23 protein-coding genes are annotated in these 19,717 nt (G+C 63.5%); 18 read left to right on the top strand and 5 right to left on the bottom strand.

The genetic code is table 11. From position 1 onward, the window contains the following. Nucleotides 1-13: 13 nt before the first annotated feature. Entirely contained in the window at nucleotides 14-1,603 is a 1,590-nt protein-coding gene (locus tag P3T42_RS24585; RefSeq protein WP_074300909.1) for a S41 family peptidase, read from the bottom strand. A gap of 408 nt (nucleotides 1,604-2,011) precedes the next feature. Continuing rightward, complete coding sequence (gene gpmA, locus P3T42_RS24580; RefSeq protein WP_074300908.1) at nucleotides 2,012-2,758, bottom strand: 2,3-diphosphoglycerate-dependent phosphoglycerate mutase; 747 nt, start codon at nucleotides 2,756-2,758, stop codon at nucleotides 2,012-2,014. A 138-nt stretch (nucleotides 2,759-2,896) separates the two neighbouring features. Between gpmA and P3T42_RS24575 the strand changes: the two genes are divergently transcribed. From P3T42_RS24575 to P3T42_RS24555, 5 genes are all read left to right on the top strand, one after another. Then, nucleotides 2,897-3,322 (top strand): rhodanese-like domain-containing protein, encoded by a 426-nt coding sequence (locus P3T42_RS24575; protein WP_074300907.1) that lies wholly within the window; start codon nucleotides 2,897-2,899, stop codon nucleotides 3,320-3,322. After that, nucleotides 3,319-3,579, top strand: a complete 261-nt coding sequence (gene grxC, locus P3T42_RS24570) for a glutaredoxin 3 (RefSeq protein WP_074300906.1) — start codon at nucleotides 3,319-3,321, stop codon at nucleotides 3,577-3,579. The genes P3T42_RS24575 and grxC overlap by 4 nt, the downstream gene beginning before the upstream one ends. Nucleotides 3,580-3,785: 206 nt before the next feature. Next, nucleotides 3,786-4,256, top strand: coding sequence for a protein-export chaperone SecB (secB, locus tag P3T42_RS24565; protein WP_074300905.1), 471 nt, complete (start codon nucleotides 3,786-3,788; stop codon nucleotides 4,254-4,256). 21 nt (nucleotides 4,257-4,277) lie between these two features. Next, nucleotides 4,278-5,276 carry an NAD(P)H-dependent glycerol-3-phosphate dehydrogenase gene (locus tag P3T42_RS24560; RefSeq protein ID WP_074300904.1) on the top strand — a complete coding sequence of 333 codons (999 nt, stop codon included), beginning with the start codon at nucleotides 4,278-4,280 and terminating at the stop codon, nucleotides 5,274-5,276. A gap of 114 nt (nucleotides 5,277-5,390) precedes the next feature. After that, nucleotides 5,391-5,951: an O-acetyl-ADP-ribose deacetylase gene (locus tag P3T42_RS24555; RefSeq protein ID WP_429307485.1), complete on the top strand. Its 561-nt coding sequence runs from the start codon at nucleotides 5,391-5,393 to the stop codon at nucleotides 5,949-5,951. Here the strand turns inward: P3T42_RS24555 and trmL are convergent. Both trmL and P3T42_RS24545 read right to left on the bottom strand, forming a co-directional pair. Then, nucleotides 5,924-6,394 (bottom strand): tRNA (uridine(34)/cytosine(34)/5-carboxymethylaminomethyluridine(34)-2'-O)-methyltransferase TrmL, encoded by a 471-nt coding sequence (gene trmL / locus P3T42_RS24550; RefSeq protein ID WP_429307484.1) that lies wholly within the window; start codon nucleotides 6,392-6,394, stop codon nucleotides 5,924-5,926. The two genes, P3T42_RS24555 and trmL, sit on opposite strands and share 28 nt — an antisense overlap. Before the next feature lie 18 nt (nucleotides 6,395-6,412). Beyond that, complete coding sequence (locus P3T42_RS24545) at nucleotides 6,413-7,195, bottom strand: phosphoribosyltransferase family protein (protein ID WP_429307483.1); 783 nt, start codon at nucleotides 7,193-7,195, stop codon at nucleotides 6,413-6,415. Nucleotides 7,196-7,279: 84 nt separating this feature from the next. Between P3T42_RS24545 and P3T42_RS24540 the strand changes: the two genes are divergently transcribed. The 7 genes from P3T42_RS24540 to P3T42_RS24510 all read left to right on the top strand — a co-directional run bounded on the left by P3T42_RS24540 (nucleotide 7,280) and on the right by P3T42_RS24510 (nucleotide 13,862). Beyond that, nucleotides 7,280-8,242 carry a methyltransferase domain-containing protein gene (locus P3T42_RS24540; protein WP_429307482.1) on the top strand — a complete coding sequence of 321 codons (963 nt, stop codon included), beginning with the start codon at nucleotides 7,280-7,282 and terminating at the stop codon, nucleotides 8,240-8,242. A 268-nt stretch (nucleotides 8,243-8,510) separates the two neighbouring features. Then, the gene (locus P3T42_RS24535) at nucleotides 8,511-8,984 is read left to right on the top strand and encodes a DUF2244 domain-containing protein (protein WP_074300899.1); all 474 of its coding nucleotides are present in this window, start codon (nucleotides 8,511-8,513) and stop codon (nucleotides 8,982-8,984) included. Between the two features lie 67 nt (nucleotides 8,985-9,051). Beyond that, nucleotides 9,052-10,683, top strand: coding sequence for a cytochrome c oxidase subunit II (gene coxB / locus P3T42_RS24530; RefSeq protein WP_429307481.1), 1,632 nt, complete (start codon nucleotides 9,052-9,054; stop codon nucleotides 10,681-10,683). Nucleotides 10,684-10,726: 43 nt separating this feature from the next. Further along, on the top strand, nucleotides 10,727-12,343 hold the full coding sequence (ctaD, locus tag P3T42_RS24525) for a cytochrome c oxidase subunit I (RefSeq protein ID WP_074300897.1): 1,617 nt from the start codon (nucleotides 10,727-10,729) through the stop codon (nucleotides 12,341-12,343). Nucleotides 12,344-12,469: 126 nt separating this feature from the next. Continuing rightward, the gene (locus P3T42_RS24520) at nucleotides 12,470-12,604 is read left to right on the top strand and encodes a cytochrome oxidase small assembly protein (protein WP_216352739.1); all 135 of its coding nucleotides are present in this window, start codon (nucleotides 12,470-12,472) and stop codon (nucleotides 12,602-12,604) included. Between the two features lie 13 nt (nucleotides 12,605-12,617). Continuing rightward, nucleotides 12,618-12,842, top strand: a complete 225-nt coding sequence (locus P3T42_RS24515; RefSeq protein ID WP_429307480.1) for a DUF2970 domain-containing protein — start codon at nucleotides 12,618-12,620, stop codon at nucleotides 12,840-12,842. A gap of 162 nt (nucleotides 12,843-13,004) precedes the next feature. Further along, complete coding sequence (locus P3T42_RS24510) at nucleotides 13,005-13,862, top strand: cytochrome c oxidase subunit 3 (RefSeq protein ID WP_074300895.1); 858 nt, start codon at nucleotides 13,005-13,007, stop codon at nucleotides 13,860-13,862. A gap of 182 nt (nucleotides 13,863-14,044) precedes the next feature. Here the strand turns inward: P3T42_RS24510 and P3T42_RS24505 are convergent, their stop codons facing one another. Beyond that, nucleotides 14,045-14,254 carry a twin transmembrane helix small protein gene (locus tag P3T42_RS24505; RefSeq protein WP_074300894.1) on the bottom strand — a complete coding sequence of 70 codons (210 nt, stop codon included), beginning with the start codon at nucleotides 14,252-14,254 and terminating at the stop codon, nucleotides 14,045-14,047. Nucleotides 14,255-14,341: 87 nt separating this feature from the next. Here P3T42_RS24505 and P3T42_RS24500 point away from each other — a divergent pair, with 87 nt between their 5' ends. The 6 genes from P3T42_RS24500 to P3T42_RS24475 all read left to right on the top strand — a co-directional run bounded on the left by P3T42_RS24500 (nucleotide 14,342) and on the right by P3T42_RS24475 (nucleotide 19,569). After that, nucleotides 14,342-15,058 carry an SURF1 family protein gene (locus P3T42_RS24500; protein WP_074300893.1) on the top strand — a complete coding sequence of 239 codons (717 nt, stop codon included), beginning with the start codon at nucleotides 14,342-14,344 and terminating at the stop codon, nucleotides 15,056-15,058. Nucleotides 15,059-15,077: 19 nt separating this feature from the next. Then, nucleotides 15,078-15,740: an SCO family protein gene (locus P3T42_RS24495; protein ID WP_074300892.1), complete on the top strand. Its 663-nt coding sequence runs from the start codon at nucleotides 15,078-15,080 to the stop codon at nucleotides 15,738-15,740. Nucleotides 15,741-15,830: 90 nt separating this feature from the next. Next, entirely contained in the window at nucleotides 15,831-16,940 is a 1,110-nt protein-coding gene (locus P3T42_RS24490; protein WP_429307479.1) for a COX15/CtaA family protein, read from the top strand. A gap of 5 nt (nucleotides 16,941-16,945) precedes the next feature. Beyond that, nucleotides 16,946-17,851, top strand: a complete 906-nt coding sequence (cyoE, locus tag P3T42_RS24485) for a heme o synthase (protein ID WP_429307478.1) — start codon at nucleotides 16,946-16,948, stop codon at nucleotides 17,849-17,851. A 4-nt stretch (nucleotides 17,852-17,855) separates the two neighbouring features. Then, nucleotides 17,856-18,473: an SCO family protein gene (locus P3T42_RS24480; RefSeq protein ID WP_429307477.1), complete on the top strand. Its 618-nt coding sequence runs from the start codon at nucleotides 17,856-17,858 to the stop codon at nucleotides 18,471-18,473. A 283-nt stretch (nucleotides 18,474-18,756) separates the two neighbouring features. After that, nucleotides 18,757-19,569 (top strand): MetQ/NlpA family ABC transporter substrate-binding protein, encoded by an 813-nt coding sequence (locus P3T42_RS24475; protein ID WP_074301776.1) that lies wholly within the window; start codon nucleotides 18,757-18,759, stop codon nucleotides 19,567-19,569. The last annotated feature ends 148 nt before the right edge of the window (nucleotides 19,570-19,717 follow it).

The raw sequence follows: 19,717 nt of genomic DNA, 5'->3' as shown, positions 1-19,717 counted from the left end.
TGAGGCGTGCTGCTTAGTTGCTTTGCGAAGCCGGCACCGGCGCCGACGCCGGTTCTGCAGCCGATGCGCCCATGCCCGGAACCGGCGTGGTCGGCTTGACTGCCACCGGGGCCGAAGCGGATTGCTCCGGCTTGTTCTGCGCGAGACGGCGTTCGGAGAGCGACTTCGACTCCTGCACCGGCTTGCCTTCCAGCTTGTTCAGGCCTTGCTGCAGCATGAAGTCGTCGGCCGAGCCGAACTCGACCGGCTTACGGTCGCGGTCCTTCTGGCGTTGTTCCGGCGTCTTCTTGTCGTTCTGCTCTTCAAGCACCCGCAACTGGTCCATGCGGTCCTGCTCGCGCTGTTCCTGTTCTTTCTTCTCGTTCGGATCCTGCGTGTTCGCCAGGTGGTTCGAATAATCCACTTCGCGCGTCACGAGTGCGTCGTCCGGATCGCCGTCCGCGTATTGATCCACCGCGACATCCGGGCGAATGCCCTTGTTCTGGATCGAACGGCCGCTCGGCGTGTAGTAGTACGCCGTGGTCAGGCGCAGCGCGGTGTCGGCCGTCATCGGACGCACCGTTTGCACCGAGCCCTTGCCGAAGGTCGTCTTGCCGACGATCAGCGCACGATGCTGATCCTGCAGCGCACCGGCAACGATTTCCGACGCCGACGCCGAGTAGGCGTTGGTCAGCACGATCATCGGCACGGTCTTGAAGATCGGCGCTTCGTCCTTCAGCGGATCGCTGTCGAACGACGGCAGACGGTAGTTGTCGTAGGTGTCGCGATAGACCTGCTTCGAATCCGGGATCTGACCGTTAGTGGACACCACCACCGAATCCGGCGGCAGGAAGGCGCCGGCCACACCGACCGCGCTCTGCAACAGACCGCCACCGTTGTTACGCAGGTCGAGCACGAGACCCTTCAGGTTCGGCTGTTGACGCGCGATTTCCTGGAGCTTTTCAGCCAGATCGGGCGTGGTGCGTTCCTGGAAGCTGGTGATGCGGATGTACGCATAACCCGGCGCCAGAATCTTCATCTTCACGCTCTGCACCTTGATGATGGCGCGCGTGACCGTGAGCGGGAAGGTGCGGTCGTCGGTCTTGCGGAAGATGGTCAGCGTGACCTTGGTGCCCGGGTCGCCGCGCATCTGCTTGACGGCCTGGTCGAGCGTCATGCCGCGCACCGGCTTGTCGTTGATACGCGTGATCAGGTCGCCCGGACGGATGCCGGCGCGGAACGCAGGCGTGTCTTCGATCGGCGAGATCACCTTGATCAGGCCGTCTTCCGACGAGATCTCAATACCGAGGCCCGCGAAGCGGCCCTTGGTCTGTTCCTGCAGTTCTTCGTAATCGGTCTTGTCGAGATACGACGAGTGCGGGTCGAGGCTCGACACCATGCCCTTGATAGCGGCCGTGAGGAGCTTCTTGTCGTCGACCGGTTCGACATATTCGTGCTTGATCTGTCCGAAAACTTCGGCAAAGAGTCGCAACTGATCGAGCGGCAGCGGGGCGACCGCGCTGCTGGCGGGTTGCTGGGCCGAGGCGGAAAGTTGCAATGTTGCAAAAACGCCGGTAGCAAGGCCCGCGGCAATCAGGCCGATATTTTTCAGGTTCTTTCGCATAGAGTCTGTTGCGGTCGGAAGCGCGTGGCAGCGTCAAAGAGATGGGGACGGACAAGTATAACTGCACACCCGCTCAGGCAGTGCACAGCATAGTAATCGCAGTTCGACAGCGCGTGGCGTGCCAGGTTCTGGGGATTTGCGCTGGGGTGGAGAAGAAATGTGCGGTAACGGCGTGAACGGATGCTGTCCGGCCCCGGCAGCGAGCCTTGCGCTGCGCACCCCGGCCGCTTTGGGCCGGAGCACACAGCGTGTTTCCTGCAGTGTTGTATTGCGCTTTATGTGGCCAATGCCAGGGCAAGCAGGGCGGCCTGCGAGGCTTGTGAAAAGGCCAAAGCGCACCTTCGCGCAGGCCGCTCAGGAGCCCAAACGAGCGGCGCAGGCCCTTGCGCCATACGCCGCACGCCGGCCTTAGCCCGCCTTGCCTTGCTTCGCGACGGCCGCCTGGGCCTTCGCGATGGCTTCCTGGTCGCCCAGGTAGTAGTGCTTGATGGGCTTCAGGTTCTCGTCCAGTTCATACACGAGCGGCACGCCGTTCGGGATGTTCAGGCCGACGATGTCGTCGTCCGAGATATTGTCGAGGTACTTCACCAGCGCGCGGATGGAGTTGCCGTGCGCGGCGATCACCACCTTGCGGCCGGACTTGATGGCGGGCGCAATCGACTCGTTCCACATGGGCAGCACGCGCGCCACGGTATCCTTCAGGCACTCGGTGAGCGGCAACTGCTCGCGCGGCACCTTGGCGTAGCGCGGGTCGTTGTAGGCGGTGCGTTCGTCCGACGGGTCGAGCGCGGGCGGCGGCGTGTCGTAGCTGCGACGCCAGACCAGCACCTGCTCGTCGCCGAACTTCGCGGCGGTCTCCGCCTTGTTCAGGCCCGACAGCGCGCCGTAGTGGCGTTCGTTGAGGCGCCACGAATGGACCACCGGCAGGTACATCAGGTCCATCTGGTCCTGCACGTGCCACAGCGTGCGGATGGCGCGCTTCAGGACCGACGTGTAGGCGATGTCGAACGTGTAGCCCGATTCCTTCAGCAGCACGCCCGCCTGCTGCGCTTCACGATTGCCCTGCTCGGTCAGGTCGACGTCGACCCAGCCCGTGAAGCGGTTTTCCTTGTTCCACGTCGATTCGCCGTGGCGGATGAGAACGAGTTTGTACATAAGATGGCCGGTCGGTAGTAAGGAAGCGGTAAAGCGCGGCGGACACGGCCAAATGGGCCGTCGCCATCGCGTCAGTCGGTTATTTTATAATGGCAGGATTGCCTCATTCCGATTTCTCTCTTTTTCGGCGGATTTTCCGTGAAGTTCTTCACCGATTACACAAACCTTGTACTCATCGCGATCGTCCTCATCTCCGGTGGGTTGCTCCTGTGGCCGACCATCAGCCGCCGGGGCCGCGGCGGCCTGACCGCAGCCGCAGCCACCCAGCTGATCAACCGCCGCAACGCTGTAGTCATCGACCTGCGGCCGTCGGCGGAGTTCGCCAACGGTCATCTGCCCGCGGCCCGGCATCTTGAGTTTGCCGAGTTGCAGGCGAAGGTCGGCCAGCTCGTGAAGAACAAGAGCAACCCGGTGCTGCTGGTCTGCCAGACCGGCCAGCAGTCGAACAAGGCGGTACGCGTCGTGCAGGACGCGGGCTATGCCGAAGTCCATGTGCTCGAAGGCGGCCTGAACGCCTGGCAGCAAGCCGGCATGCCGGTTGTGAAACAAGGAGCAGCGAAGTGAACAAGGTAATCATGTACAGCACCCAGGTGTGTCCGTATTGCCAGATGGCCGAACGTCTTTTAAAGTCGCGCGGCGTCGAGAACGTCGAAAAGGTGCTGATCGACAAAGACCCGGCCCGGCGTGAAGAAATGATGAGCCGCACGGGTCGTCGCACGGTTCCTCAGGTGTTCATCGGCGAGACGCACGTGGGCGGCTATGATGACCTTTCCGCGCTTGATCGCGCGGGCGGCCTGATGCCGCTGCTCGAAGCAGCCTGAGCGTGCCTGCTGAAGAGGCAGCCTCGCGGCTGCCTTGCCGGCGGCCCGACGTTTGCTGAGGTTGCTCAGACGGCCGCGAGCAAGCAAAACAGTACCAAAACAAGCCGGTTCGTCGACGCCCGCGGTGGGCGGCGCGTATCGCACCGATCCGGCACGTCATGGAAGCATGGCGCGCCGAAATGACCATATTCAGGGAATACCCAATCATGTCCGACGAGAATAACCAGCCGTTCTTCAACATCCAGCGCATCTACCTGAAGGACATGTCGCTCGAGCAGCCGAATTCGCCGGCCATCTTCCTTGAACAGGAAATGCCGTCGGTCGAAGTGGAAGTCGACGTGAAGGCCGAGCGCCTTGCCGACACCGTGTTCGAAATCCTCGTCACGGGTACCGTGACGGCCAAGGTGTCGGACAAGGTGGCGTTCCTGATCGAAGCCAAGCAGGCTGGTATTTTCGACATCCGCAATATTCCGGCTGAGCAGATCGACCCGCTGGTCGGCATCGCGTGCCCGACGATCCTGTTCCCGTATCTGCGCTCGAACATCGCCGACGCGATCACGCGCGCCGGTTTCCCGCCGATCCACCTCGCCGAAATCAACTTCCAGGCCCTGTACGAGCAACGTCTCGCGCAGCTCGGCTCGCAAGACGGTGCGGCGCAGAACGGCGTCACGCACTAAGCGTCGCGCGCAGTGCCGGGTATGAAAGTCGCCGTTCTCGGCGCTGGTGCATGGGGCACCGCTCTCGCGGGCCATCTGGCCGTGCGGCACGATACGGTGCTGTGGGCGCGTGAACCGGCGCTGGTCGCCGAGCTTGCCGCCGCGCAGGAAAACGCCCGCTATCTGGCGGGCGTTGCTTTGCCGGCCGGGCTTCGCTACGAAGCGGATCTTGGCACGGCGCTCAGTCATGGACTCGCGGACGACGCGCTATGCGTCGTCGCCACGCCGGTGGCGGGCCTGCGCGGCTTGTTTCGGGCAATGCGCGACGCCGGCAAGGTGCCGGCTCACGTGGTCTGGCTCTGCAAGGGCTTCGAAGCGGATACGCAGTTGCTGCCGCATCAGGTGGTCGCCGCCGAGCTGGCCGGTCACGCCAGCAATGGCGTGCTGTCGGGCCCCAGTTTTGCACGCGAAGTGGGGCAGGGCTTGCCGGTTGCGCTGACTATCGCCAGTGCCTCGGCGGCTTGCCGCGAGCGGACCGTGGCGGCGTTTCATCACGGCGCCATGCGCATCTATACGGGCGACGACCTCGTCGGCGTGGAGGTGGGCGGTGCGGTGAAGAACGTGCTGGCCATCGCCACGGGCATTGCCGACGGGCTCGGGCTTGGGCTTAATGCACGCGCCGCGCTGATCACGCGCGGTCTTGCCGAAATGTCGCGCCTTGGCGTGACGCTTGGCGGCCGGGCGGAAACGTTTACCGGGCTCACCGGCCTCGGCGACCTGATTCTGACGGCCACCGGTGACCTGTCGCGCAATCGGACGGTGGGTCTGCAACTGGCTTCGGGACGCACCCTGGACGACATCCTCGGCGGCCTCGGTCATGTGGCAGAAGGCGTGCGTTGTGCGCAAGCCGTGCTGGCGATCGCACGGGCTCACTCGATCGAGATGCCGATCACTCAGGCCGTTTGCGCGGTGCTGTTCGACGGTGTCGCTGCACGCGATGCCGTTAGCGCGCTGTTGCGGCGCGACGCCAAAGCCGAATAAGGCATTCGTTCAGCGCGAGACGGGCGCGGTTTCGAGCGCCGGTCTGCTCCGCTGAACGCTTGCCCTCCCTTCGCTGTCCACGTCTTATCGACGTTTCGGATGGCGAGGTTCCCCATGCTCACATCAGGTCATTGTTCGCTCGAAGCGCGCGTCGTCGACATCACGACGCTGGCCTTCGACGCGATCGTCAACGCGGCGAATACCTCGCTGCTGGGCGGCGGGGGCGTAGACGGTGCGATCCATCGCGCGGCGGGGCGTGCGCTGTTACGCGAGTGCGAGACGCTCGGCGGCTGCGCCACGGGCGACGCAAAAATCACCGCCGGCTATCAGTTGCCGGCCAAACACGTCATCCATGCAGTGGGTCCGGTCTGGCACGGCGGCGGCCGAGGCGAGGCCGAATTGCTGGGGTCGTGCTACCGGCGCTCGCTCGAACTCGCGGGCGAGGCGCACTGCAAGAGCATTGCGTTTCCCGCCATCAGTTGCGGCGTCTACCGTTTTCCTGCGGATGACGCGGTACGGATTGCGCTCGACGTGGTGCTCGAGACGTTGCCGCGCGTGCCGTCCATCGAGCGCGTGCTGTTCGCCTGCTTCGACGACGCGATGTTCGCGCGCTATCAGACTCAACTCGCCGCGCTGGCCGGGCGCCGTCAGGCGCCGCCTTCGAAGCCGGCTTGACGCCACGCCTCGAACACCACCACCGCGACCGTGTTCGACAGATTCAGGCTGCGGTTGCCGGGGCGCATCGGCAGGCGCACCCGCTGTTCAGTGGCGAACTGTTCCAGCACGCTAGCGGGCAGGCCGCGCGTCTCCGCGCCGAACACGAACCAGTCGCCAGGCAGGAACGCATGCGAGTGGAATGCGCCGGAGCCGCGCGTGGTGAACGCGAACATGCGCGCCGGATCAGGCGATTCGCTGGCCACGAACGCCGCCCAATCGGCATGCACATGCATCTGGGCGTACTCGTGATAGTCGAGCCCGGCGCGCCGCATCTTGGCGTCGTCGAGCGGGAAGCCGAGCGGTTCGATCAGATGCAGGCTGGCGCCGGTATTGGCGCACAGGCGGATGACGTTGCCGGTGTTCGGCGGAATTTCGGGTTCGACGAGAACGACGTTAAACATGATGTGAGCCAGTGGAAACTAGTTTTTCGGCGTGCGCAGGGCGACGAAGTTGGTTACGCGCCGGGCGCCGACCGCCTTCAGCGCATGCGCGAGCGCTTCGAGGGTGGCGCCGGTGGTCATCACATCGTCGACGACGGCCACGTGCAGGCCATGCACCGGCGCGTTGACCCGGAACGCCCGGCCGACGTTCTGGCGGCGCGCATCCAGATCGAGCCGCGACTGCGGCGCCGTCTCGATCACCCGCGCGAGCAGCGTAGCGTCGCTGCGCACTCGCAGCGCGCGGCCAAGCGGCTTCGCAATCTGCCATGCCTGGTTGTAACCGCGTTCGACGAGGCGCTTCGCCGCCAGCGGTACGGGCGCGATCACGTCGGGCCAGTGCGATGCGTCGAGCATATCGTCTGCGAGGCGGGCGAGCCGCTGCGCGAACTCGTCGGCCAGCATCAGCCGGGCGCGAAATTTCAGGCCCACAGCGAGTGTGTCGAGCGGCGCGCGGTAGTCGGCCAGGGCCAGCGTGGCCTCGAACGGCGGCGGCGTAGCAACGCAATCCGCACAGCGATAGCCCGCGCGCAGATCACGGCGCGAACGCGATAACGGCACCGCGCAAACTGTGCAGCGCAGACGCGTTTCATTCGCATAAGCCTCGTCGCACCCACTGCACAGCGTGCTCTGCGACAAATTGCCGCATAACGCGCAGAGGTTCGGCAGGGCGGCGTGAGCGAGGCGCGGCCATGACGAACCGAGCCGGGTTGCAAACTCTGCAAGCCGGCCGCAAGGTGAAGAACGAGATGCCGGAAATCGCATCGGTGGGCCGCCCGCGAAGGCCTCCTGCGCTGAATGGAGGGGAGCGAGCGAGTATACTTCGAGCTCTTCGTCCGTGTGTCTCCCATGTCCCCATCTCCCGCAAAAACTAGCCGTCCGGCCTATGATTCCCGGCGCCTTCAGCGGATTTTCGACCGCCGCGCCGCGACTTTCGACGAGGTTGCATTCCTGCCGCGCGAGATCGCCCAGCGCATGCGCGAGCGCCTCGACTACATCAAGGTCAACCCGGCCAGCGTCCTCGATGCGGGCTGCGGCGCGGGCGACGACCTGCCGGGCCTGCGCGAGCGCTTTCCGGAGGCGCCCGTGTTCGGCACCGACCTTTCGCAGGCGATGCTCGGCCGCGCGCTGCGGCACGACGCCGGCGACACGAGCTGGCGGCGCTTTCTGCCGGCGTCGATCGGCAAGGCGCTGGGCGCGCGCGGTCCGCGCTTCGCCCAGGCCGATTTCTCGGCCTTGCCGTTTGTGGCCGGCGCATTCGAATTCATCTGGTCGAACCTCGCCTTGCACTGGCACTCGCGGCCCGATCTGGTGTTTCCAGAGTGGCAGCGCGTGCTCAAGGTAGGAGGTCTACTGATGTTCAGCACGCTCGGTCCCGATACACTGAAGGAGTTGCGCGGCGCTTATGCCGAAGTGGAGGCCGCGCACGGGGTGCCGTCCGCCAGGCATGTGATCGATTTTGTCGACATGCACGATCTGGGCGATATGCTGGTGGAGAGCGGCTTTGAAATCCCGGTGATGGACCAGGAGACGATCACGATCACCTATAAGTCGCCGCAGTCCCTGCTTGCGGATGTGCGCCGCTGGGGCGCTTACCCGTTCCAGCGCGAGTCGGACAACCCGGCCGCACGGCGTCTGCACAAGGCGCTGCTCGGGGCATTGGAAGCGCGCCGCCGTGCCGACGGCACGCTTCCTTTGACCTTCGAGGTGATCTACGGACATGCCTGGAAAGCGGTGCCGCGCATGACCGCGGAAGGACACGGAATCGTGCGTCTCGAAGACATTGGACGCGGCCCGTCGAAGAATCGTTGAGGCGGAAAGAGGGCATCTGTTATGCCTGAAATTACGGGGGCAAAAGTGCCTCCCGAGGCGCGTCAAAATGGCGCAGAGGCTTGTCAGGCCTGGCTTCCAGGCCGATAGGCCGTTGCTTGTGGATGCCATTGAACGCGCCTATAATGCGTCAGTTTGTCGCTCGGAGTTCCCACTTCCGCGGCGGCAGGCCCGAGGGGCTGGACAGCAGGGCAGGGCGGCACGAACTGAGCAACAGGCAAGGTTAAGAGGCAACTCGCAGGAGACAGCGATGGCGTCATCTGATCTGCTGGCGGAGTCGGAACCGGTCCTCAAGGACTGGACGATGAAACGCAACTGTTCGGTGTCCCCTAAGCAGTTTGTATGCTTCTATCTGTCGCTTGCGGTGGTCTCGCTGGTAATCGCTTTCATGCTGGATCTGATCGGCGCCTGGCTGGTGTTGCCGTTCACCGGCATCGAGTTGCTGGCGGTCGGTATCGCTTTTGCAATATACGCGCGTCATGCTGTGGACTACGAACGCATCAGGCTGTTTCCGAACCGGCTCGTGATCGAACGGGTTAGTGCGGAGCAAGTCACGCAGTTCGAATTCAATCCACGCTGGGTGCAGATTGAGCCGGGCGCAACGCCGCGTGACCACATCAAACTGGTCTCGCGTGGCCAGACGATCATGATCGGGCAACACCTCGCGCAGTATCGGCGCGCGCAATTTGCAGGCGAATTGCGCATGTGGCTCAGGCGTTGTTAAGACGCTTTGAGGCTCGCGCCGTTCAGGGGGCGCGCGAGACAGCCTTCCAGCGGGGTCGAGGGTTTGAATGGAAAATTTGGGTAAGGAAGCTATGAAAACAATCAAGCGAGCCCTCATGGGCGGGCTGGCGCTTACCGGGCTGCTCTTTGCCGGCGCTGCGCTGGCAGTAGGCGACAGTCCGGGCGGCCCCGCCGTCAACGAGATCAACCTCCAGCCGCCTGCAACCGCTATCGCTGAGGAGCTCTATCACCTGCACACCTTCATGTTGATCCTTTGTACGGTGATCTTCGTGGGCGTGTTCGGCGTGATGTTCTATTCGGTCTTCGCTCACCGCAAGTCGAAAGGCCACAAAGCCTCCCATTTCCACGAAAGCACCACCGTCGAAATTATCTGGACGATCGTCCCATTCATCATCGTCGTGCTGATGGCGCTCCCCGCCACCAGAACGGTCGTGGCGATGAAGGACACCACGAACTCCGATCTCACCATCAAGGTGACCGGCTATCAGTGGAAGTGGGGCTACGACTACGTGAAGGGTCCGGGCGAAGGCATCAGCTTCCTGTCCACCCTCAGCACGCCGCGCGCCGAAACAGACGGCCAGCAGCCCATCTCCGATACGTATCTGCAGGAAGTCGACAACCCGCTTGTGGTGCCGGTCGACAAGAAGATCCGCATCATCACCACCGCTAACGACGTGGTCCACTCCTGGTACGTGCCGGCCTTCGGTGTGAAGCAGGATGCGATTCCGGGCTTCGTGCGCGACACGTGGTTCAAGGCCGACAAGACCGGCACCTTCCGCGGCTTCTGTACCGAACTGTGCGGCAAGGAACACGCCTTCATGCCGGTCGTGGTCGAAGTGCTTTCGGCTGACGACTATGCAAAGTGGGTCGACGACCAGAAGAAGAAAATGGCCGCCGGCGCTGACGATCCGAACAAGACCTACACCATGGCCGAGTTGATGGAGCGCGGCGGCAAGGTCTACGCGTCGAACTGCGCGGTCTGCCACCAGCCCACCGGCAAGGGTGCAGGCGCGTTCCCGGCGCTCGACGGCAGCAAGATCGCCAACGGCCCGATCGCGCAACACGTGAGCATCGTGCTGAAGGGTAAGAACGTGATGCCGTCGTGGGCGCCCACGCTGAACGACGTTGAAATCGCGTCTGTTATCACCTTCGAGCGCAACTCGTGGGGCAACCACACGGGCGACATTCTCCAGCCGAAGCAGGTGGCGGACGCTCGCAACGGCAAGCTGCCGGAAGGCGGCGACCACCTTGCGGATGCAGCGGCAGGCGCGAGCGGCGCCGCCGCAGCCTCCGACTCAGGCGCCGCCAGCGGTGCGGCCCCGGCCGCCGGCGGTTCGGACAGCGCGGCGTCGCAACCGCAAGCCGCATTGCCGGCCAACGTCTACTTCGAAACCGGCAAGAGCACGCTGCCGGACGACGCGAAGGCAGCGGTCGACGCGGCTGCGGACTACGCCAAGGCGCATCCGGATGCGAAGTTCACGCTGTCGGGTTTTACTGATGCAACCGGCTCGGCCGAGGTCAACGCGAAGCTGGCCAAGAGCCGCGCGGAAGCCGTGCGCGATGCGCTGAAGGCGGCCGGCATTGCCGAAGACCATATTATTTTGAAGAAACCGGAAACGGTCACCGGCGGTAGCGACGCCAAAGAAGCCCGGCGAGTCCAGATCAGCCCGGCTGCCTGACGTGTTCATGTCAGTACCGCAGAATTAGCTTTAGGAGATTGTCATGTCTAGCGTTGGACACGATGTAGTTGCGGGCCACGAGCACGTCCATGGCGACCCCCATGCGCATGGGACGCCGCATGGCTGGCGTCGCTGGCTGTATGCCACGAACCACAAGGATATCGGTACGCTGTACCTGATCTTCTCGTTCACCATGTTCCTGTCCGGGGGCGTGATGGCGCTGTTGATCCGTGCCGAACTGTTCGAGCCGGGCCTGCAGATCATGCGCCCCGAGTTCTTCAACCAGTTGACCACGATGCACGGCCTGATCATGGTGTTCGGCGCGATCATGCCGGCCTTCGTCGGCTTCGCGAACTGGATGGTGCCGCTGCAGATCGGCGCGTCGGACATGGCCTTCGCCCGCATGAACAACTTCAGCTTCTGGCTGCTGCCGGTGGCGGCGGTGCTGCTGGTGGGTTCGTTCTTCGCGCCGGGCGGGGCAACCGCTGCGGGCTGGACGCTGTACGCGCCGCTCTCCACGCAGATGGGACCGGGCATGGACTTCGCGATTTTCGCGGTCCACTTGATGGGCGCCTCGTCGATCATGGGCGGGATCAACATCGTCGTGACGATCCTGAACATGCGCGCGCCGGGCCTGACGCTGATGAAGATGCCGATGTTCGTCTGGACGTGGCTCATCACCGCTTACCTGCTGATTGCCGTGATGCCGGTTCTGGCCGGTGCGATCACCATGCTGCTGTTCGACCGCCACTTCGGCACCTCGTTCTTCAACGCAGCGGGCGGCGGCGACCCGGTGATGTACCAGCACATCTTCTGGTTCTTCGGGCACCCCGAGGTCTACATCATGATCTTGCCGGCGTTCGGGATCGTCTCGCAGGTGATTCCGGCGTTCTCGCGCAAGCCGCTGTTCGGCTATAGCTCGATGGTGTACGCCACGTCGTCGATCGCGATCCTGTCGTTCATGGTCTGGGCGCACCACATGTTCGCCACCGGCATGCCGGTGACGGGCCAGCTGTTCTTCATGTACGCCACCATGCTGATTGCCGTGCCGACCGGCGTGAAGGTGTTCAACTGGGTGGCCACGATGTGGCGCGGTTCGCTGACCTTCGAAACGCCGATGCTGTTCGCGGTGGGCTTCCTGTTCGTGTTCACGTTCGGCGGTCTGACGGGCCTGATGCTCGCCATGGCGCCGCTCGACATCCAGTATCACGGCACCTACTTCGTGGTGGCGCACTTCCACTACGTGCTGGTGGCGGGCTCGCTGTTCGGGCTCTTCTCCGGCTGGTACTACTGGTCGCCGAAGTGGACCGGCTGGATGTACAACGAGACGCGCGGCAAGATCCACTTCTGGGCCTCGATGATCTTCTTTAACCTCGCCTTCCTGCCGATGCACTTCGTGGGTCTCGCAGGCATGCCGCGTCGTTACGCAGACTACCCGGCGCAGTTCACCGACTGGAACCAGGTCATCACCATCGGCGCGTTCGGCTTCGGCCTCGCTCAGGTGTACTTCCTGTTTGCGGTTGCCCTGCCGGCGTACCGCGGCGGTGGCGAACTCGAGAAGGCGAGCGACAAGCCGTGGGATGGCGCAACGGGCCTCGAATGGACCGTGCCGAGCCCGGCTCCGTTTCACACGTTCGAAAACCCGCCGACGGTCGAGTAAGCGTGGTTGCATCGCGATAGGCCTGGTCCTGGCGCAAGCCGGACCGGGTGCAACGAAGGCGTAGCGCCGCGAAGTCTTAAAGTGGCAGAGCGACGCTCCATTGGTGAAGTACCGAGAAACTCCAGCATGACCCGGAATCCACTACAACGACGTACGCCTGAGGAAATCCGCGCGGGCAACCTGCGGCTCGGTTTGCTCATGCTGGCCATCGCCGCTGCGTTTTTCGTGGGTATCTTCGTCAAGCGGAGCTTTTTCTCCTGAAGACGATTGCGCAATGAGTGACAACGGCGGTAGCGGTGGTGGCCCTGCTGCAGGGAAAGGCAGCTTCGGCCAGTCGATGAAAGCCGTGTTCTGGGCGTTTTTCGGCGTGCGCAAACGGCGCGACCTGGAATCGGACGCCACCCAGCTCAATCCGCTCCACGTGCTGGCGGCGGCGCTGATCGGTGCGGCGATTTTTATCGGCATCCTGATTCTGGTGGTACGCGCGGTGGTGGGCTAAGGCGCCCGGCGCGCAGTAGAGGGAAACAGCAAAAGCGGCAGCACCGGGCCGGACACAGCCCCGAAATTAGAGTGAAGCGGTGCGGTATCGACGCACCGCCGGAGAGACAGCCGGACCCATCCGGATCGAGCGGAACAACTGGACTGAAGTGGAGAATCAAGAATGAGCGGTCAAAACGAGAGCCCGTACTATTTCGTACCGCATCCGTCGCGGCATCCGATCAGCGCGGCCATCGGGCTGCTGGTCATGCTGTCATCGCTTGCGGCCTGGATCAACGGCGAAAGCTGGGCGCCGATTACGGTGCTCGCCGGTTTGTTGTGGCTGCTCTACACGTTGTGGCACTGGTTCGGCGACGCGATCTCCGAATCCGAAGGTGGCATGTACGGCAAGAACGTCGACAAGTCGTACCGCTGGAGCATGAGCTGGTTCATCTTCTCCGAAGTCATGTTCTTCGGCGCGTTTTTCGGCGCGCTGTTCTACGCCCGTGAAATTGCGCTGCATGAACTGGGCAGCCTCGACTACAAGCTCATCTGGCCTGACTTCACGGCGGTGTGGCCGAACATCGGACCGGCAACGCTCGTGTCCCACTTCAAGTCGATGCAACCGTGGCCGGTGCCGACCATCAACACGGCGTTGCTGCTGTCCTCGGGCGCGACGCTGACGGTGGCTCACCATGCGCTGCGCGAGAACCATCGCAACAAGACCATTGCGTGGCTGGCCGCGACGGTGTTGCTGGGACTGTGCTTCCTGTTCCTGCAAGGTTTCGAGTACTACCACGCGTACAACGAACTGAACCTGACGCTGGCCTCAGGCGTGTATGGTTCGACGTTCTTCCTGCTGACCGGCTTCCACGGCTTCCACGTGTTTCTGGGCGGCACGATGCTGACGGTGGTGCTGGTGCGTGTGATCCGCGGCCACTTCACGGCGGATCACCACTTCGCCTTTGAAGGGGCGGCCTGGTACTGGCACTTTGTGGACGTGGTGTGGCTCGGGCTGTACGTTGTCGTGTACTGGCTGTAAAGCTTGACGGGCCTGCGCGCGGTCATTGTTACCCGCTACGCGCAGGCGTCTGGATTGCCGGGTTCGCTGCAAGCGGCGGAGCCCACGAGTAGTATGCAGGCTGATGCAGCGCCGCCCTCGACCCTGTCAGGGCGGCGTTTTGCTTCTGGCGGGCGCTCAATCGCGCCGCCTATGAGCATGGCTTAGCGGCCGTAAGGAATGCCGGTCGACTGGATCCACCCCATCCAGTGAGCAAACAGGATGAAGAGGAACAGCGAGATCGACAGGCCCACGCGAGTGGCCAGCGACCAGACCATGCGTTTCGTCTTGCCCTTGTCGTGCATCATGAAGTACAGCGCCGAGGCCATACTGGCAATGATCAGGGCAAAGGCGATGGGAACGATAATGTGCATGAAATCAGCTGAAATTCAGGAGCGCAAAGGCAAGATGGTTATTATCGCACCGTGCGTTGCGCCGCGTATGGCCCTGGGGCCGGCACGATGAAGATCCGCTGGTTGCCGGCACTGCTGATCCTGATCGTCGTGGCGGTGACGGTGCGGCTGGGTTTCTGGCAGCGCGATCGCGCGCATCAGAAAGAGGCTCTGCAGGCCCACATCACGCAGTTCGAAAACGCGCCGGCCGAGCCGCTCAGCGGCGCGCCGGTTGCGCTGAAGGATATCGAGTTTCACCGGGTGCGCGCACGCGGCAGCTTCGTCGCCGACAAGGTGGTGTATCTCGACAATCGCCCGTATAACGACCAGCCGGGCTTTTACGTCGTGATGCCCTTTAAACTCGCCGATGGCGGTTACGTGCTGGTCAATCGCGGCTGGTTGCCGCGCAACATCGCCGATCGCACCACTATCGCACCGTACGTCACGCCGGCAGGTCAGATCGAGATCGAAGGCATTGCGCGCGCCGATGCAACCCGCGCGTTCGAACTGGGGCAGGGCGGCTCGGCCGCGCACCAGTTGATCCGGCAGAATCTGGATGTGAGCGCGTACGCTGCGGAGACCGGGTTGCCGCTGCAGCCGTTCGTGATCCAGCAGTTGAGCGACGATGGCGACAAGCTGGTGCGCGACTGGCCGGCGCCGGACACCGATGTCGAGCGCAACTACGGCTACATGCTGCAATGGTGGGGCATGGCAATCGCGGCGCTGGCCTTCGGTCTCTATGCCGCGCGGCGCGCAGCAAAGAAAGAGCACGCGCCCAGCACCTAACATTTAAAGAGGTTTTGTAGTGTCGACGCAATCTCCCCGTTCGCCGCAAGCCGGCAAATCCGCTGGCCCGGCCGTGATGCCCGGTCAGCCCCACGGCAAAGGATCGTGGCATCGCGGCCGCTGGATGATGCTGCTGATCGCGCTCGTCTGCGCCGCGCCGGTAATCGGCTCGTACTTCACGTACTACGTCATCAAACCCACCGGCGGCAGCACGAGTTACGGCGCGCTGGTCGAGCCGCAGCGGCCGATTCCCGAGGGCCTGGTCGTGACGGGCGACGACGGCAAGCTGCTGGCGCTCGCCTCGCTGCGCGGCAAATGGCTGCTGGTTTCCGTCGACAGCAGCGCCTGCGACAAGGCTTGCGTCACCAAGCTGTATTTCATGCGCCAGGTGCGCGCGACGCAAGGACCGGAGCGCGAGCGGGTCGTCGAGGTCTGGCTGCGCACCGACGCCGGCAACGTGTCGGACGTCATCGAAAAAGCCTATCCGGACACGCGCAAGCTGATCGCCGACCCGGCCGCGCTGACCGCCTGGCTGCCGGTCGATGCCGGCACGAGCCTCACCGATCACATTTTCGTGGTCGATCCGAACGGCAATCTGATGATGCGTTTCCCGAAAGATCCAAACCCGAGCAAGATCAAGGGTGACATCACGAAGCTGCTGAAGTGGTCGAGCATCGGCTGATGCGGCGTTTTATCGCATGCCGGAGTGCACCGCGGAGTGGACCGCCTGTAGCACCATCGGCCGCACCGTTTATCGCGAGAAGGTAGAGAGATGTTCGTACTGCAACTGGGCATGATCGGCTTGTGCATTGCGTTGTTGCCGCTGTCCTACGTATGGGTCAAGGCCGACGACAATAAATTCCGCAAGCTGGTCTGGGTCACCACCTTCATGACGCTGGACCTCGTGATGTTCGGCGGCTTCACGCGCCTCACCGACTCCGGTCTCGGCTGCCCGGACTGGCCCGGTTGCTACGGGACGTCCTCGCCCTTCATCGCGCACGCCGCGATCGCCGCGGCTCACCAGGCCATGCCTACCGGGCCCGTCAGCATGACCAAGGCGTGGATCGAAATGATCCACCGCTACTTCGCGATGGCGATCGGCGTGTTGATCGTCGCGCAGACGCTGATCGCATGGGTGGCGCGTATCAAGCGGCGTCCGCTGCATGTGTCGCCCTGGTGGCCGACCTCGCTGCTCCTGCTGATTCTGGTGCAGGGCGCGTTCGGCGCGTGGACCGTGACGCTCAAGCTGCAACCGGTGATCGTGACGACGCACCTGCTGCTGGGCCTCGCCTTGCTCGGCACGCTCGGTTGGCTGGCGGCGCGCCAGACGCCGCTGCCTGCCTACGAGCCCGAGGTCGCGCACTGGCGTGCGGCGGCGCTTGCCGGCCTGGCGCTACTGATCGTGCAGATTGCGCTGGGCGGCTGGGTCAGTACGAACTACGCGGTGCTGGCCTGCACCGACTTCCCGACCTGCAACGGCCAATGGATTCCGCCGATGGACTTCGCCCACGGCTTCCACCTGTGGCGCGCGCTTGGCATGACCGGCGACGGCGAGATGATCACCCAGGATGCGCTGGTGGCGATCCACTGGACCCACCGGACCTTTGCGATCGTGGTGGTCGCCTATCTGCTCTGGTTCGCGCTGAAGGTGCGCCGCTTCGAATCGCTGCGGCGTCCCGCCAACGGCGTGTTGCTGGTGGTGCTGATCCAGTTCGTCACGGGCCTCTCAAACATCGTCCTGCAATGGCCGTTGGCCGTTGCAGTCGCCCATAACGGTGGCGCCGCAATCCTGCTGCTCCTGCTCGTTATGCTAAACTTTCGGATCGCTTATAGCCGTCCCGGCCGCGCCGCGTTGCCCGCGCGCGATGCCGCGCCAGCGTGACCCTCATGGACAGCACAACTCTTTCCCAGACCCCCGGTAGCCGGATTTCCCAATACATCGCGCTGACCAAGCCGCGCGTGACGCAGCTTGCCGTGTTCTGCGCGGTGATCGGTATGTTCCTCTCCACGCCCGGCATGGTGCCGTGGGCCGTGCTGATCGGCGGCACAGTCGGCATCTGGCTGCTGGCCGGCGCGGCCTTCGCCATCAATTGCCTCGTCGAACAGAAGATCGACGCGAAGATGCGCCGCACCTCGTGGCGTCCGTCGGCACGCGGCGAAATCACCACGGGGCAAATCCTGCTGTTTTCGGCGGTGCTCGGCGGCCTTGGCATGTGGACGCTTTATACGTTCGCCAATCCGCTGACCATGTGGCTGACGATCGCCACTTTCGTCGGCTATGCCGTTATCTACACGCTGCTGCTCAAGCCGGCCACGCCGCAGAACATCGTGATCGGCGGCGCTTCGGGTGCCATGCCGCCGGCGCTGGGGTGGGCCGCAGTCACGGGCCACGTGCCCGGCGATGCATGGATTCTGGTGTTGATCATCTTCGTGTGGACGCCGCCGCATTTCTGGGCGCTCGCGCTGTATCGCCGCAAGGACTACGAAAACGCCGGTCTGCCGATGCTGCCGAACACCCATGGCGAGCAGTACACGCGGCTGCATATTTTCCTGTATTCCGTGATCCTGTTCGCGGTCACGTTGATGCCGTTCATCTCCGGCATGAGCGGCGTCGTTTATCTGCTGGCCGCGGTGCTGCTCGGCGCCGTGTTTCTCGCATACGCGTGGAAGATCTATCGGGAGTACTCCGATACACTCGCGCGTCAGTTGTTCCGTTACTCGATCATTTATCTGTCGCTGCTGTTCGCCGCGCTGTTGATCGATCACTATGCACGTGTCCTGATCGGCGCGTAACACCATGCTCACAAACCGGCTAGCGCGCCTCGCGCGCGCCGCCATGATGACCTGTGCGCTCGGCGGCGCGCTACTGGCCTCTGGCTGCGGCAAACCCGCTCCCTCGTTCCAGAACGTCGACATCACCGGCAATGCGCAGTTCGGCACGGACTTCTCGTTACCCGACACCACCGGCAAGACTCGCACGCTCGCGGACTACAAGGGCAAGGTGGTGGTGCTGTTCTTCGGCTACACGCATTGCCCGGACGTCTGTCCGACGACGATGGCCGAGCTTTCGCAAGCGCTGCAGCAACTCGGACCCACGGATGCCAGCCGCGTCCAGGTGTTGTTCGTCACCGTCGATCCCGAGCGCGATACCGCGGCGCTGATGGCGCAGTATGTGCCGGCCTTCAATCCTTCGTTTGTCGGCTTGCGTCCCGCCGACGAGGCGCAGCTCACCAAGGTGACAAAGGACTTCCGCGTCTACTACGCGAAGGTGCCGGGCAAGACGCCCGATAGCTATACGATGGACCACACGGCTGCGAGCTATGTCTTCGACCCGGACGGCAAGCTGCGGCTCTTCGCCCGCGATGGCCAGGGCGCCGCGCCCTGGGTGCACGATATCAAGCTGCTGCTCGATTAAGGCTGGATGCCATGCGCGTGCTCTTGGCACGCGCATGGCGACCCGCTATTTCTTTTCGTTCTGTTGATCCCTGTTGGTCTCGAAGCATCACACCAGAGTTGGCAGATTCAGCCCCGGTGCTCACGCATCGCATCCCCGTACGCCCCACGGCATACCGATATGAGATCGTGATATTTCACTTCTCGCCGGCCCTATGAGACCATTTGCGGTCCAGTCGGCGGTACGCAATACGCCACCGGCTTTTCACCTGAATCTGACACCGATCAGAACCAACGAGAACACCATGCAGCGCAGAAATATCCTGAAAGCCCTCTCCGCAGTTGTCGCTACCGCCGCCTTCGTCACCAGCTTCTCCGCTCATGCCGATGACAAGGTCATCAAGGTCGGCACCATCAGCGGTCCCGATGCGCAAATCTGGGCCGTGGTCCAGAAAGTGGCGCAGCGCGAAGGCCTGAACGTGAAGGTCATCGAATTCAACGATTATGTGCAGCCGAACGCCGCGCTCGACGCCGGCGATCTGGATGCCAACAGCTTCCAGCACCAGCCCTACCTCGACAGCCAGGTGAAGCAGCGCGGCTACAAGATCGTCAGCGCCGGTCTCACCTACATCTCGCCGCTCGGCATCTACTCGAAGAAGATCAAGTCGCTGAAGGACCTGCCGCAGGGTGCGAAGGTCGCCGTGCCGAACGATCCGTCCAATGAGAACCGCGCGCTGCTGTTGCTGCAGGCGCAGGGCGTGCTCAAGCTGAAGGCCGGCGCCGGCACGAACGGCAACAGCGCGACGCCGCTCGACGTTGCCGACAATCCGAAGAAGGTGAAGCTGGTCGAACTGGATGCGGCGCAATTGCCGCGCTCGCTGTCCGACGTCGACGCCGCTGCCATCAACACCAACTACGCACTTGCCGGCGGCTTGCAGCCGACCAGGGATGCCATCGCGCTCGAGGACATCCACAGCCCGTACGCGAACCTGATTGCCGTGCGCACCCAGGACAAGGACAAGCCGTGGGTGAAGAAGCTGGTGGCGGCTTATCAATCGGAAGACGTGCGCCAGTTCATCAAGACGCAGTTCAAGGGTTCGGTGGTGCCGTCGTTCTAAGCACGGCGTAGACCGCGACAGCGGGCCGCGAAACACCAGGCGCCATGGATGACCATGGCGCTTTTTTTACGCCACCCGAACCAACCCGCGCCATCGAAACACTGCGCCTCGCTCTTGCCACGTCGCAGATGCTGGATAATTCGCCACG

The sequence above is a fragment of the Paraburkholderia sp. GAS38 genome (assembly GCF_050434965.1).
Lineage (GTDB): Bacteria > Pseudomonadota > Gammaproteobacteria > Burkholderiales > Burkholderiaceae > Paraburkholderia > Paraburkholderia phenazinium_A.
Note: the sequence above shows the minus strand (reverse complement) of the source record. Positions and strands in the feature narration are given on the sequence as shown.

Coding starts and splice junctions, on each gene's coding strand:
- P3T42_RS24585 (WP_074300909.1), bottom strand. CDS start 1,603: ATGCGAAAGAACCTGAAAAATATCGGCCTGATTGCCGCGGGCCTTGCT.
- gpmA (WP_074300908.1), bottom strand. CDS start 2,758: ATGTACAAACTCGTTCTCATCCGCCACGGCGAATCGACGTGGAACAAG.
- secB (WP_074300905.1), top strand. CDS start 3,786: ATGTCCGACGAGAATAACCAGCCGTTCTTCAACATCCAGCGCATCTAC.
- P3T42_RS24560 (WP_074300904.1), top strand. CDS start 4,278: ATGAAAGTCGCCGTTCTCGGCGCTGGTGCATGGGGCACCGCTCTCGCG.
- P3T42_RS24555 (WP_429307485.1), top strand. CDS start 5,391: ATGCTCACATCAGGTCATTGTTCGCTCGAAGCGCGCGTCGTCGACATC.
- trmL (WP_429307484.1), bottom strand. CDS start 6,394: ATGTTTAACGTCGTTCTCGTCGAACCCGAAATTCCGCCGAACACCGGC.
- P3T42_RS24545 (WP_429307483.1), bottom strand. CDS start 7,195: ATGCGATTTCCGGCATCTCGTTCTTCACCTTGCGGCCGGCTTGCAGAG.
- P3T42_RS24540 (WP_429307482.1), top strand. CDS start 7,280: ATGTCCCCATCTCCCGCAAAAACTAGCCGTCCGGCCTATGATTCCCGG.
- P3T42_RS24535 (WP_074300899.1), top strand. CDS start 8,511: ATGGCGTCATCTGATCTGCTGGCGGAGTCGGAACCGGTCCTCAAGGAC.
- coxB (WP_429307481.1), top strand. CDS start 9,052: ATGGAAAATTTGGGTAAGGAAGCTATGAAAACAATCAAGCGAGCCCTC.
- ctaD (WP_074300897.1), top strand. CDS start 10,727: ATGTCTAGCGTTGGACACGATGTAGTTGCGGGCCACGAGCACGTCCAT.
- P3T42_RS24520 (WP_216352739.1), top strand. CDS start 12,470: ATGACCCGGAATCCACTACAACGACGTACGCCTGAGGAAATCCGCGCG.
- P3T42_RS24515 (WP_429307480.1), top strand. CDS start 12,618: ATGAGTGACAACGGCGGTAGCGGTGGTGGCCCTGCTGCAGGGAAAGGC.
- P3T42_RS24510 (WP_074300895.1), top strand. CDS start 13,005: ATGAGCGGTCAAAACGAGAGCCCGTACTATTTCGTACCGCATCCGTCG.
- P3T42_RS24505 (WP_074300894.1), bottom strand. CDS start 14,254: ATGCACATTATCGTTCCCATCGCCTTTGCCCTGATCATTGCCAGTATG.
- P3T42_RS24500 (WP_074300893.1), top strand. CDS start 14,342: ATGAAGATCCGCTGGTTGCCGGCACTGCTGATCCTGATCGTCGTGGCG.
- P3T42_RS24490 (WP_429307479.1), top strand. CDS start 15,831: ATGTTCGTACTGCAACTGGGCATGATCGGCTTGTGCATTGCGTTGTTG.
- cyoE (WP_429307478.1), top strand. CDS start 16,946: ATGGACAGCACAACTCTTTCCCAGACCCCCGGTAGCCGGATTTCCCAA.
- P3T42_RS24480 (WP_429307477.1), top strand. CDS start 17,856: ATGCTCACAAACCGGCTAGCGCGCCTCGCGCGCGCCGCCATGATGACC.
- P3T42_RS24475 (WP_074301776.1), top strand. CDS start 18,757: ATGCAGCGCAGAAATATCCTGAAAGCCCTCTCCGCAGTTGTCGCTACC.